At 49.7% G+C, this 13,070-nt stretch carries 11 protein-coding genes and 1 pseudogene; 3 read left to right on the top strand and 9 right to left on the bottom strand.

Annotation, left to right across the window (positions count from 1 at the left end):
* Positions 1-624: an MptD family putative ECF transporter S component gene (locus BUA14_RS12850; protein ID WP_242954651.1), complete on the bottom strand. Its 624-nt coding sequence runs from the start codon at positions 622-624 to the stop codon at positions 1-3.
* Positions 625-893: 269 nt separating this feature from the next.
* Here BUA14_RS12850 and BUA14_RS12845 point away from each other — a divergent pair, with 269 nt between their 5' ends.
* Entirely contained in the window at positions 894-1,193 is a 300-nt protein-coding gene (locus BUA14_RS12845; RefSeq protein ID WP_242954650.1) for a metal-sensing transcriptional repressor, read from the top strand.
* Positions 1,194-1,213: 20 nt separating this feature from the next.
* Positions 1,214-3,085 (top strand): heavy metal translocating P-type ATPase, encoded by a 1,872-nt coding sequence (locus tag BUA14_RS12840; protein ID WP_072772953.1) that lies wholly within the window; start codon positions 1,214-1,216, stop codon positions 3,083-3,085.
* A gap of 72 nt (positions 3,086-3,157) precedes the next feature.
* Here BUA14_RS12840 and BUA14_RS12835 read toward each other — a convergent pair whose 3' ends face one another.
* A complete protein-coding gene (locus tag BUA14_RS12835) occupies positions 3,158-5,101 on the bottom strand; it encodes a cell wall-binding repeat-containing protein (protein WP_072772952.1) in 1,944 nt (647 codons plus the stop codon).
* A 309-nt stretch (positions 5,102-5,410) separates the two neighbouring features.
* Between BUA14_RS12835 and BUA14_RS12830 the strand changes: the two genes are divergently transcribed.
* Entirely contained in the window at positions 5,411-5,998 is a 588-nt protein-coding gene (locus BUA14_RS12830) for a nitroreductase family protein (protein ID WP_072772951.1), read from the top strand.
* A 216-nt stretch (positions 5,999-6,214) separates the two neighbouring features.
* On the opposite strand, the pseudogene BUA14_RS27935 reads toward BUA14_RS12830, so the two are convergent.
* From BUA14_RS27935 to BUA14_RS12795, 7 genes and pseudogenes are all read right to left on the bottom strand, one after another.
* A pseudogene (locus BUA14_RS27935) lies at positions 6,215-6,688 on the bottom strand (BRO-N domain-containing protein); the annotation flags it as partial.
* Entirely contained in the window at positions 6,678-7,148 is a 471-nt protein-coding gene (locus BUA14_RS12820; protein ID WP_072772950.1) for a GNAT family N-acetyltransferase, read from the bottom strand. The gene BUA14_RS12820 and the pseudogene BUA14_RS27935, both read right to left, overlap by 11 nt.
* Positions 7,149-7,288: 140 nt before the next feature.
* Complete coding sequence (locus tag BUA14_RS12815) at positions 7,289-7,759, bottom strand: hypothetical protein (RefSeq protein ID WP_242954649.1); 471 nt, start codon at positions 7,757-7,759, stop codon at positions 7,289-7,291.
* A 150-nt stretch (positions 7,760-7,909) separates the two neighbouring features.
* Positions 7,910-10,405 carry an FtsX-like permease family protein gene (locus BUA14_RS12810; protein ID WP_072772948.1) on the bottom strand — a complete coding sequence of 832 codons (2,496 nt, stop codon included), beginning with the start codon at positions 10,403-10,405 and terminating at the stop codon, positions 7,910-7,912.
* A complete protein-coding gene (locus BUA14_RS12805) occupies positions 10,402-11,079 on the bottom strand; it encodes an ABC transporter ATP-binding protein (protein ID WP_072772947.1) in 678 nt (225 codons plus the stop codon). The genes BUA14_RS12810 and BUA14_RS12805 overlap by 4 nt, the downstream gene beginning before the upstream one ends.
* Before the next feature lie 109 nt (positions 11,080-11,188).
* Complete coding sequence (locus BUA14_RS12800) at positions 11,189-12,115, bottom strand: sensor histidine kinase (protein ID WP_143153460.1); 927 nt, start codon at positions 12,113-12,115, stop codon at positions 11,189-11,191.
* 1 nt (position 12,116) lies between these two features.
* Positions 12,117-12,803, bottom strand: coding sequence for a response regulator transcription factor (locus BUA14_RS12795; RefSeq protein ID WP_072772946.1), 687 nt, complete (start codon positions 12,801-12,803; stop codon positions 12,117-12,119).
* Between the last annotated feature and the right edge of the window lie 267 nt (positions 12,804-13,070).

The following is a 13,070-nucleotide window of genomic DNA, read 5'->3' as shown; positions in this document are numbered from 1 at the left end:
CTACACTATACCTGCCTTGGCGAAATGCTTTTTAAAAAGCGCCTTGGCAATCAAGGCCCCGGCCACTCCCAGTACCACCGGTGCCAGAACCATGACCAGCAGCATTTCGTTAGACGCCAGGCTTGACAACACGGCCAGATAGTCCGCAGACATTCCCTGCTCCGCTATCTGGGCAAAGAAACTGTCCCTGAACAGCCAAACCGGCAAAGGGGAGCCGATCATACCTACCGAGAAAATCACAAAGGATACGGCATTCCCCGCAAAACTTCTATATTTGGTGATCAAGCGCACTGCCTCCGCCACTACGCAGGCTGCTGCGAAGGTAATAAGGATCACCACGGTAAACATACCTGTCACAAAATAGATAAGCCCCGTAATGAATCCCATAATCAGTACGGCCCCCAGCTTCGGAACCTTAGCCGCCAGCATCATATAGGGAACGCCTGTGAACAGCGCGATCAGCCCCGGCATCAAGATCCACATAACCGGGTGGATTCCCCCCATAAGCATGAAAATGAAATTGATGACAAAATAAAGAGCTGAAAAGATACCGATTGTAACCAGATCCTTGCCTTTGAGCTTATCCCTTGTTTTGCTGTTCATCACTGTCTGCGGCATCGACATATCCAGACCCCCCCAATAGAAATAGTCAGTTCAAGTTAGCTTAAGCTAACTAAATGGTATTATATCATAGCTTCCGGATATTTCTACTCTGTTTGGTCGTTTATGTTCCGTTTGGACGATGCTTTAACTACTCCAGTGTACACGGGTGGCATTTGCTCCCTATTGATCTCTTGACAAACTTTAATTTATGCCATAGCATAGTTATATCCCCCCCAGGGGGATATAACTATGCTATTTTTATACTTTTTCGGATAAGGAGAAGATGTATTTTGGAATCCAAAACACATGAACATGAGCATGAACATCATCACCATAGTCAGACCAAAGCGGTAATCAACCGCATTTCACGGGTAACAGGACATATGCAGTCTGTTAAAACAATGGTGGAGGAAGGCCGGGATTGCAGCGACATCCTCATCCAGCTCTCCGCCATACGTTCCGCCATCAACAACATCGGGCGGATCATTTTGCAGGATCATATCGATCACTGCGTCGTGGACGCCGTGGAAAGCGGCGATAAAAAGGTTCTGGAAGATTTGAACAACGCCATCGAGAAGTTCCTAAAATAAGCGTTCCCAGGAGGATTGGTATGATCAAGAAAATCAATCATTTATTCAGCGGTATTCCCATGACCATTGTGGCCGCGGTTTTCCTGGCGGCAAGCCTTATCTTGCTTTTAAGCGGCACGGAGGTTCCCGTCGACCCCGCCTGGGTCACCGTGATCATCTGCGGCTTTCCCCTTTTGTACCTGGCGATAACACGGCTTATTTTGCAACGGTGGATTTCCTCCGCTTTGCTGATCTCCATGGCCATGATCGCCTCTATTGCCATCGGAGAACTGTTCGCCGCCGGTGAGGTCGCCTTTATTATGGCAATCGGTGCCATATTGGAAGATAAAACGGTGGAACGGGCTAAAAAAGGGTTAAAACAACTGCTCAACCTTGTTCCCCTGCAAGGCAGAAGGCTCAGAACAGACGCAACCGGAACCCAGGAGGAAATGGTATCCGTAGAGCAGATCCGGAAGGATGATCTGCTACGGGTACTGCCCGGGGAAACAATCCCGGTGGATGGTGAAATCATCGCCGGCAATACCTCCGTCGATCAATCCATTATGACCGGCGAATCCCTGCCCATCGATAAAGGAGCGGGAGACAGTGTGTTCAGCGGAACCCTTAACCGTTTCGGCTCGATTGACATCATGGCCACCAAGGTGGGGGAGGACTCCTCTCTGCAAAAGCTGATCCGCCTGGTTCAGGAAGCGGAGAACAGCAAAGCTCCCATGCAGCGGATCGCGGACAAATGGGCCACCTGGCTTGTTCCCATCGCCCTGATCATAGCCGTGCTAACCCTTATTTTCACAGGAGAAGTGATCCGGGCTGTTACCATCCTGGTTGTCTTCTGCCCCTGCGCCCTGGCTTTGGCTACCCCCACCTCCATTATGGCGGCCATCGGCCAGGCCACCAAGCACGGCGTGATCATCAAGTCCGGTGAAGCGCTGGAAAAGATGGGCAAGGTGGATTGCATCGCCTTTGATAAAACGGGCACCCTGACCACCGGAACTCTCGTCGTCAGCGATATCCAGCCCCTGGCTGAAGATATGGACAGGGACACTCTGCTCAGTCTGGCCGCCTCTGCGGAAGTCTATTCGGAGCATCCCCTGGCCAAGGCGGTTGTCGACTACGCCAAAGAGCGGGCTATCCCCCTCCTGCCTGCCCAGGATTTTCAGATGATACCGGGCAAAGGAATCCAGGTGAGTTTGAACGGGGAAACACTGCTGTGCGGCAATCCGCTGTACTTAAAAGAGCATGGGATACCTATTGGCGAGCAGGTCGTCACTGCTCTCACCCGTTTTCAGTCCCAAGGCAAGGCCATGATCCTGGTTGCCCAAAACAATTCCTTGATTGGAGCGATCGCCCTTTCCGACACTCTGCGGGATACCGCCCCAAGCATGGTTAAAGAGCTCCATGAGGCCAACGCCACGATTGTTTTGTTGACGGGGGACCATGCCCAGACTGCTCAATACTTTGCCGAACAGGTTGGCATTAAAACGGTGAAAGCGGAGCTGCTGCCAGCCGATAAAGTGAACAGCATTAAAGCCCTTCAAAACCAAGGCCGTAAGGTCTGCATGATCGGCGACGGAGTCAATGATGCCCCTGCCCTTAAAACAGCCGACGTGGGTGTGGCCATGGGCACTATGGGCAGTGATATCGCTGTGGAGGCGGCGGACATTGCTTTAATGGGCGATGATATTGCCAAGATTCCCTACTTAAAGAAGCTGTCCAATTCCACAGTCCGCACTATAAAATTCAATATTTTTCTCTCCATGGCCATTAACTTTGTCGCCATACTGCTTTCCGTAGCGGGTGTACTCACCCCGGTAACCGGCGCTTTGGTCCACAATGCCGGCTCGGTGCTGGTCGTGCTGAACGCAGCGCTTCTGTATGACAGGAAGTATAAATAATTTTCCTTATGGTTAAGGAAAGGAAAATGCCCTTCACGACCTTTAGTCGATGAAGGGCATTTTGTTTTACAATTACTTTGTAATTACGTACTTAGCTTCGGATTGTGATCCTTTTGAAGTTTCATTACAGGCTTGAATCTTGTAATAATAGGCTGTCTTGGAAAGCAGATTGTCGTCGTAATAGTGTGTATTGACAACTGTGCCTAAAACACTATAGGGTCCCGTTTTCGATGTGGATTTGTATATCGTATAGTAGGAGGCCTTGTCGACCTTATTCCAACTCAGATATACCTGACCGTTCTGTAAAGGAATTAACTCAAAATTCACAGGAATACTTAGCACATTAGTATCTGAGGCTGTGTCCGTAGCAGTGCCAGTGCTGACAGGGTTCCCCGGTTCCGTGCCATTGCCGGCCTGAACAACTGCCGAATAAGGGCTTACAGATGAAGCCGCCACAGCCTGAATCCTATAGTAATAAGACATTCCGGAAGTCAAATCAGCATCCAGATAGTAGGGATGCTCAACCGTTGCGATGCGCACAAATGCCCCATTGGCAGAGACTGCCCTGTAGACATCATAATAATCCGCATGGCTTACTGCATCCCAGCTGATGTTGGCTTGATGGGTATTCGCTGCCGAGACTGCCACATTTTGAGGCTGGGATAAGTTTTCGCTGACCGGCGGAGTTGTTCCGCTGACGATCTTTGAGTAGGGACCGGACTCGGATTTGGTGTGTGCTTTTACTTTATAATAATAGGTTGTTCCTGGCTCAAGAGAGGTATCTATATAATAGGGAGAAAAAGCTGTGGCAAGCTCCATATACCTCCCATCAGAGGATGCAGCTCTGTAGACAGTGTATGAAGAGGCTTCGCTGTTATTATCCCAGGCAAGATAGATTTGCTTGGCGCTTACCGCTGTGGCTTTAAGATTGGACACGGCAGGTTCTCTGTTTTCGCTGCCTGTTTCATTGCCTATTTCATTACCTTTTTCATTATCTGCCACTCCTGCTTTCGCGGCAATTGTATACAGCAGATTATCCGCCAAGGCACCTGTTCCGCCAAAGGCGACAATCTTCTGGATGTGCGTGCTGTTCTTCTGGAGGAAACTGCTGGTGACATCTCTCAGAGGGCTGCCGACCAAAAGCACAGGTGAACCATATGTGGCTGCCAGGGCTGAGCCTGCTAAAGTATCCGGATAAGACGAGCCGGCGGCGACAAAGCATAGGCTCATGTCCAGCTCGGGGGCAAAGGCTTCAATAACCGCTACATTCAGCTCATACCAATCGGAACCTGTCAAACGCCGGGGAGAAGGGAGCTGCTTGTAGACCGCGTCACTTATGGCATCATTGCTCCCCAGGACATAAGTATTCTCAACTTTTTGCTCCAGCAAGTTTTTCAAGTCTGAGGAAATGCTGTCTTGGGGTGTAAAGAGAATCGGCATGCCTTTTTTAGCTGCTATAGAGGCAATGGATAAAACATCTTGAAAATGTTCGCCTGAAGCGATAACCGCTTCTTTAAAGTCACCCATAGCCTGAGCTACCTGCAGTGAGGTTTCATAGCGACTTATTCCAGCTATTCTTGCTGCATCAATACCCAGATCCTCAATGCTCTTGATGACATTTTCACTGATTACCCCTGGGCCGCCGATAACCATGACCTTCTTAACGCCCTTGGCCAAGAGGATTTCTTCTGTCGCTTTTGCCAAGGCGTTTTTCGAGGTGAGCAGGATTGGGGCATTATGCTGCTTGGCAAGGGATGCCGCACATAAGGCATCCGGAAAACTCTCGCCACTGGCTATGACGGCATAGTACGCAGTATCCCAACCCGCTCTGGCTATTGCCGCAGCAGTCTCGTAGCGATCCTCTCCTGAGATTCGCTCTCCCGCTTCCGTGGAGCCATCATTCAGTCCGGGGCTATTGGTGAGGGCTGATGGAGAACTCAGGGCATAGGTATTCAGAGGCGCTATGCTCATGAATAAAATTAAGCAAAGGATGACAGTAAGCTTCAGCTTTCTCATGGTTCTTTCCTCCTGCGTCATATCGTCGTAATTGTCAAATAGTCTGCACATGGAATCAATCGTTTAAATCTTAGATAATATACTTCAACAGATAGATCCGATTTCCTCCAGCTTACCACGCACTTTATATGCCTCGAGGATATAAAAGAGCCGATGAGAATTTACATGAGCTTATCCTATGTGACTCCTCTCGTTCTCTAAAATATTTTCACACTGCTCTACTGTAGTCATTTACACTACAATTCCCTCATGTTACCCTTGAAGTGTAAAGGGTTACAAACAAAGTTCGGCTCATAAAGGGGTGTGTTTATGGATTACTTTGAATTGCTGCGTTATCGGAAATCCACCAGGAAATTCAGGCAGGACCAAATAGCACAGGACAATTTAACCGCTGTACTGGCCGCTGCGAACAGCGCTCCGGTAGGCAGCAATCTGTACAAGGATATCCATTTGACTGTCGTGCAGTGCAGGGATGCCCTGGATAAACTCTCCGCCGCCGCTGTTAAACGCTGGGAGGATAAAGCCAAGATGAAAAAGATCATCGGCAATACTCCTGATATCGAACTGCGTCAGCGAGTTTTCGACCCCTTTTATGGCGCTCCGACAGTGATTTTTGTGTCCCACAGGAAACAGGATTTACAACCCGGCATTGAGTTCGCAAATGTCACATGCATTGCCTACTCTATGCACCTGGCCGCTACATGCCTCGGCTTAGGCAGCGTCTTTATATGGGGTTCTCTTGAAGCAATGCGCGAAATCCCTGAACTCGATAATACAGCGGTTCTGAACCTCCCCGATGACTTTGAGCCCCTGTTAGGTATTGCCATCGGCCATCCGGAGCAGGAGCTTAAGGCGCGGGATCTGAAAACAGATAAGCTAGCCATTAATTACTTATGATTATCCAACCTTTATTGGTGGCCTTATTTCTTTAATCCAGCATTACCCTTCAGCGCACCGATGGCGGCTGCCTGCCCGTTTTCCGCCCTGCAAACGGATGAAGGGCCGGCCCATCCCGTTGAGGATACAATAAAGATGCCTATCTACCTGATATCACTCTTGGCGGCAGGATCTGAAACAGCCACTTTCGCAGGCCCATTTTCTCATCCGTTTGACTCTGCTTTCTTCAAATGTTTTTGGCCGTCGCCTTGGAGATCTCGGATGTGGTAGCTTCAGCAAGCATATTCAAAACAAGTTCCAATGTAGACATGTTGTCACGGAGATTTTCCTTTTTCAGCTCTTTAAATTTTTGTACTGGCGAGTGGTCATGCCGGACCATGCCCTGGTAATTTCGTCGGTTAATATAGCGTATTCTTGCCCTCGCTTTATTCCGCGATCATCCCACTCATCCGTAAGTTCCTTACGCACTTGAATTGCCTGCAATCGTTGATTAATCCACTCTCGGGTATATCCCTTTTTCAGGTATAGCAAGGGCACGATCAATGGTGAGCTCCGGGTCGATGGTTTCCTCTATCCTCTCGCAGCCAACCGAGCGAGCCACATTTTGAACGGTTCGGCTTTCGGTGAAGGAATGGACTGTATAATACGCAAAAGTTGTTCGGTATTTGCGACATCAGTTTTATAATTTTTTTCCGCAACAGCCTTTCTTCATAACGTGATAGCACAGATAATGGCCATTATCTGTTTTTATGCGATGATATTCAACCGGTACATACCCTCTGTGGCTGTACATCTCATAGGCCGGAAGTGAAGCATCCAATACAGCTTCCGGATATGCAGCGAAAATAACCCCCTCCAATTCGTCCATCATGAAGGTTCCAAAACCTTTGCCCTGATAGGCCGGCAACACAAAAAGCCGGTTTATTTCATTCCCCTTGATGCTTCCTGTGCCGACAAACTCCCCTTCTGCTTCCAACAAGAATACTTCATTGCCGGCAATAGCCTTTTGGATAGCTTCATGGGAATGGTGGTGCAGAAAAAACTCCACAGCTCCCTGAGGGTAATAGTTTGGATATACAGTTCCAATGGTCTTGTTGACGATCTTTTGGACAATCTCAAAATGCTCATATGCAGCTTTAATCATTCTCATATTTTGTCCCCTATTTTCATCTGCTGATTTCCTCCATCATAATAGCTTAAATAAGTTCTTCGCATACTACCTTGTTTCCTTTTGATTTCCTTTAAAGGACAAAAGATTGTTTTTAAAAAATAGGCCATTTGAGTTGGAATTCAGCGCTCTGCAATTTCTTGAGCCAATTTACTTCTTTTCAACTGATTATGTCTGAGTAAACTAATTAGTATTTTCGGATTCTTATATGAAAGCCGAACAAGAAAATAATTTATCCATTCCACAACGGCAAACAATGAAAGGAAAAAGCCTAAAATAGTATATAGTAGATTATCATGACTACTCATTAATATAACCGGGATAGTTAGAGCGATAAGAACTAAGTTAATATATTTAAAAATGTAAAATACCCTGCCAACGTTTTTTATAGTTTTACCTTTCAGCCTTTGTAAACAAAGAAACCAATACAAAGCTCCCTGCCAAAGAATAAAACATAAGATTGACAATGGGTAGAGTACCGGCAAAACAAAACCCTCGAATTGCCAATAGTATAGAACCAAAAAAACTACTATACTTGCCAACTCTCCCGTATATAATTTGGTTAATTCAGTCCTTACCTTTTTCTTCATCATGCATTGCTCCACAAATTCCTGCTTAATGTTATGCCTATTTTACCACACAAGGCAGCCTTGTCATTTCATTTTTCCCTTGTAGAAAAAACCGTCCCTTTGGGGGAATCATTCCCGCAAAAGGCCGGTTTTAACATCATCCCATTCCCCTGTTCACTCGGCGATTCTCAGCCGTTCTACAATGCTTTGCTTAGCGGTTGCATAATAAACGATATAGGGAACGAGAGCTCCCAGAACAAAGAGCAGTGGGAGAATAATCAGCAAAGGCCAGAAAACGAAACGATAGCTTAAAAACCAGATTTGTTCGCTCAAAGGACGCAGGATAAGCAGCGAGAAACCTACGCTCAGCAGGATGGAGCTTCCCCCGGTCAAAGCCGCATAACAGCCCCCCTCGCTGCAGAGCATACCCACCAGCTGCCGGCGGGTCATCCCGATGCTTTGCAGCATGGCCAATTCCCGGTGACGGGTCAGGATACCGGTTAAGACGGCATTGACAAAGTTGAGTACACCAATCATGCCGATAATCGCCGCCAAACTGCCGCCGATCAGAACGGCGGTGTTCCGCAGGCCCTCTAGGGAGGACAGGGCGGTAAATTTCGAGCTGTAATTCATGGTAGGCTCAATTTCCGCAGTATATCTTTTCAGGAAGTTCTCCAGGTCCCGCTCCTGAGCTTCCGCCACGTTAAAGGCATAGCTCATGGGAAAGGAATTGCCGTTCAGCTCCCGGTAGATATCCGCCGGTAAAAAGAAGGCCGAGCCTATCCAGGAACCATTGGTATTGGTCTGGGGATTAGCCACCACATGCCCCAGAACCGTCATTTTCCGTTCTGTGCCGCTGCAATTCAAGGTGATCTTATCCCCTACCTGATGATTGAAGCGGCCGGTCTCCACCTTTCCCTGGTCATCCGCTTGTACACCTTCCAGAATATAATTCCCACTGGCCAGCTTTTCTTGATCCAGCTCACCATCCACAAGCTTCAAGCGGGAAAAGGGGAATTCCTCCAGCCCATAAAGAGCCGTGGCCAAGGAACCGTCCGGCTGCCGGTTCATGGTTTGAGCCGAAGTCCCGCTCTGATAGCTGGCCCAGGAGCCAAAGAGGCGGCCCCCGGTTTCAAACCCTTCCTGAGCTCCGGCAGCAGAGATAAAACTCTCGCTGAGGGCACTGCTTTCACCGTCATATTGATTATTGAACAGATTGGCGTGACCCAGCAGGAAGTCTGAATCGCTGAACTTCTCCAGCCCTTTGTTCAGGTCAACGCTTTGGGAAATCGTAAATACCGTATTGGTCAGCACAATGCTCAGACTGAGACTGAGGACAACCAGCACGGTGCGGCGCTTGTTGCGCCCCAGATTGGCCAGGGCCATCCGCCAGGATTTAGCGCCATGTCGGGACTTTTTGAGCTTTTTACCGCTGCCGCGCTCCTGATCCGTATAGCGCACCGCTTCCACGGGGGATATTCTGGCCGCCATTTTTCCAGGCTTATGAGCGCTGATCCAGACTGTAAATAAGGCAAACAAGGCAGCCCCGGCGAAGATGAGAGGATCAGGGGATACGGAAACCCCGCTGCCGGCGTAGCTGGAGCGCTCCATCAAGTAGGGGACCAAGGCCTTCCCCACCAAAAATCCTGCCAGCAGCCCCAGAGGGATACCGATCAAGGAGAGCCTCAGGGCCTGACGGCGGATGATAGCCCGCAGCTGATGGCCGGTGGTGCCGATGGTTTTGAGCAGGCCGTAAAAGCGGATATCCCGCAGGACCGAGATCTGAAAGATGTTGTAAATAATCAGATAACCTGTCAGGACAAACAAGAGCAGGGCACTGGCCAGGGCAGTCAGGGTTCCGGCGTCCATCCCCACCCCAGTGGACAGATACGCCCAGTTGACGCCGGTGGCCAGGTAGTTAGGGTCGCCCTCTTCCATTGAGAAGCCGCTTTCCGTCACAACCTTCTCCAGATTTTCCGCAATGCCCAGGCTGTTGGCAAACTTGATATATCCTGTGATGGTACCTGTCAGAGATTTATCCTCGGGATAGGTATAGTGCAGCTCCTCCGAATAGGCATCCAGGTAGGCGCGGGAAGCAAAGATCTGACCAATATTGAACCCCGGATCGCTTTCCCACCAGCCGGCCAGGATGAAATCCCGCAGGACCTGCCGGCCATGAACCGTGATCTCCAAGGTAAGCGGAGCTCCCACTTCCAGCGGAACCCCTAACAGCTCCAGGGTTTTGGTATCGGCGATCACTTCATTCCCGGCCTGAGGTTTATGCCCACCGGCGGGCTCCGCGAAGCCGTACTTCAGTCCCACATCGTCATAGTACCAGAATTCCGTATGCCGCCTGATCAGAGCCTGGTTATCCACGCTGTCGCTCAGTATTCGGCAGTAAGCCATTTCCTTGACCAGGGGATGCTCTTTGATCCGCTCATAGGTTTCATCCTTGACATATTTGACAGCGGCATGCCCGTCTCCCCCGGACATGATCATGGAAGCCCGCTGGATGCTTTCCACCAGGCCAAAGCCCATGGTAAAAACACTGGTGAAGAGAATGGCCGTCAGAGCGATGGCTATCACGGCAATCACGTTGCGGGTTCCCGCTGTGCGGAAGTTGCGGTCGGCCAGAGTACGGATGGCTTTGTTGTTTTTCACCTTGATCATGTTCGCCTACCACCTGCTATTTTGCCATCCTCAATGCGGATGATCCGATCAGCCAGCTGAGCCAATTCTTCATTATGGGTAATCATGACGATGGTCTGCCTGAATTTTTCCCCGGTCACTTTGAGAAGCCCCATCACGTCCTGACTGGTTCTGCTGTCCAGATTCCCGGTGGGTTCATCGGCCAGGATAATAGCCGGTTTGGTTGCTATTGCTCTGGCGATGGCCACCCGCTGCTGCTGGCCTCCGGAAAGCTGGCTGGGAAGATTCTGCAGCTTGCTTTCCAAGCCCAAGGTTTGAACAATTCGGGTCACATACTCCTCGTCCGGCTCGTTGCCGTCCAATTGGATGGGTAAAATAATGTTCTCATAGATATTGAGCACCGGCACCAGGTTATAGCTCTGGAAGACAAAGCCGATCTTGCGCCGCCTGAAAATCGTCAGTTCTTCATCCTTCAGGGAGAAAATTTCCTTGCCATCCACGGAAACCGTCCCGCCGCTGGGCCGGTCAAGCCCTCCCAGCAAATGGAGCAGAGTGGATTTGCCGCTGCCGGAAGTGCCCACCACAGCGACGAATTCTCCCTTGGCCACCGCCAGGTTCACCCCGTCCAGAGCGCGGACAGCCGTATCACCCTCGCCGTAATATTTGCGCAGGTCCGTTGTTTTTAAAATAACCATGCTCATTTCCTCCAAAAGAAAAGTCTGTATCAGTTTTTTCCTTGATACAGACAGGATAACACAACAATCTTTCCTTATTCTTTCTCAAATCTAACAGTTTTGTAAGATTTCAGCGTTCTTCAGTAGGCAGAAACACCGAAAAAACCGCTCCCTGCCCCGGCTTTGAGGATACCTTGATATACCCGCCGCCGGCGGCAAGAATTTCCCTGGCCAGAAACAAACCCAGCCCCACGCCCTCTTGTCCGCTTACTGCCGGTGAACGGTAAAAGCGGGCAAAGATTTGGCTTTGTTCTGCCTCAGCTATGCCCATCCCTTGATCAGAGATATCAATCCGGTAAAAGAGCTCATAGGGGATAGCCCGGATGCGGATCAGGCTTTGGGGGGGAGAGTATTTCACCCCATTATCCAGAATGTTGTATAGCGCCTCGGCGGTCCATTTGGGATCGTAATAGGCCGTACCCGCTGCCTTCTCTGCTTCAATTCCTATCCCTTTCTCCTCCGCTTTTAATCTGATTTGGGCTATGGCCGCCGCAATCAAGTCTTGCACCTCACCCTGCCGGGGGGTTACCGCAATGATTCCGGTTTCCAGACGGGATGCTTTCACCAGAGCACCGATCAGAAAATCCAGCTTTTGGGCCTGAGCAGACAGCGCCTTGACGCAGAGGGCACCTTCCTCCGGCAGCTCATGCTCCTCAAGCAGCTGGGAATACAAGAGAAGGTTGGCGATGGGTGTCTTGGTCTGATGGGAAATGTCCGCGATCAGGCCCTTTATTTTATCCTTTTCCGCAGCCAGGCTTTGGGAAGACACCTGGCACACCCCTAAGAAACGAGCCATTTTGGCTTCCGTGGCCGACAAGAGGGATTCATCGAAAGCGGTCTCGGTAAAGCTGCCCTCGATGGCCCTATCCAGCATGGTATTCAGGGAGTCCATAATCCGCCGCGTTTTTCTCCGCTGCCAGAAGATTACACTAGCTGCCAGGGCAGTCACAGTTACAGCAACAGCGGCTGCCCCCGCTGCCCAAATCCACATATCCATATCAGGGCACCGCCCAGGTGTAACCGATACCATAAACGGTCTTGATGAAACGAGGTGAGGACGGCAGGTCCTCCAGTTTATTGCGCAGACGGTTTACTGTTACCGAGAGGGCGTTTTCATCCACATATTCGGCACCCTCCGTCCAGATGGCATCCACCAGCTGGGCCCGGGTCAAGGTCTGCCCGCGGTTTTCCAGCAACAGGATCAGCAGCTTTTGCTCTGTTTTGCTCAGCTCAATGGGAACACCGTCCTTGGCAAACTCCATTTTGGCAAAGGAAAAGCAAAACCCTTCAATCTCCACCGTGTCGCCGGTTGAGGGATGAGCGTTTCTCAGTCTGGCGTTGACCCTGGCCCGCAGGATCATCAGGCTGAAGGGTTTGGTGATGTAGTCGTCCGCTCCCAGTTCCAGACCCCTGACCACATCGGTTTCCAGGTCATTGGCGGTGAGGATGATGACGGGAACAGCCGAAGTTCTGCGCAGTTCTTTAAGAAAATCCAGCCCGTTGCCATCAGGCAGGTTCAGATCCAGGATCAACAGCTGAAAGGAAGTGCTCCGGACCGCTTGCCTGGCTTCAGTCAAGTTCCGGGTCTGCACAAAGGCAAAATTATTGTCTTTGAAGGCCAGAACGATTCCTTCGCTCAAGGCTAGATCATCTTCCACGATCAGAATCTTATTGATTGTGCTCACCTCCTGGGCGAAATTAATGGATCAGAGTTGGTATAAAACCAGCATTCAGCGGAAATTTGCTCCACTAAAATGCTGGCTTTTACCTTATTCTCTGCAAAACCTGTTTCATTCATCTTGTGTCATGTTGTTTAAAAAAATGGTTTTGCAGAGGGGGTATTATACAAGATAATTTTTTCATTTTCAAGGGTTTGCCAGTCGCTTTCTTTTGCCTTACCCATAATGTATGCTTCTTCCAACTGTTCTCAGAGAAATCTTATTTTTCTTTTT

The sequence above is a fragment of the Desulfitobacterium chlororespirans DSM 11544 genome (genome assembly GCF_900143285.1).
GTDB classification, from domain to species: domain Bacteria; phylum Bacillota; class Desulfitobacteriia; order Desulfitobacteriales; family Desulfitobacteriaceae; genus Desulfitobacterium; species Desulfitobacterium chlororespirans.
This window is presented reverse-complemented; position numbering and strand designations above follow the sequence as displayed.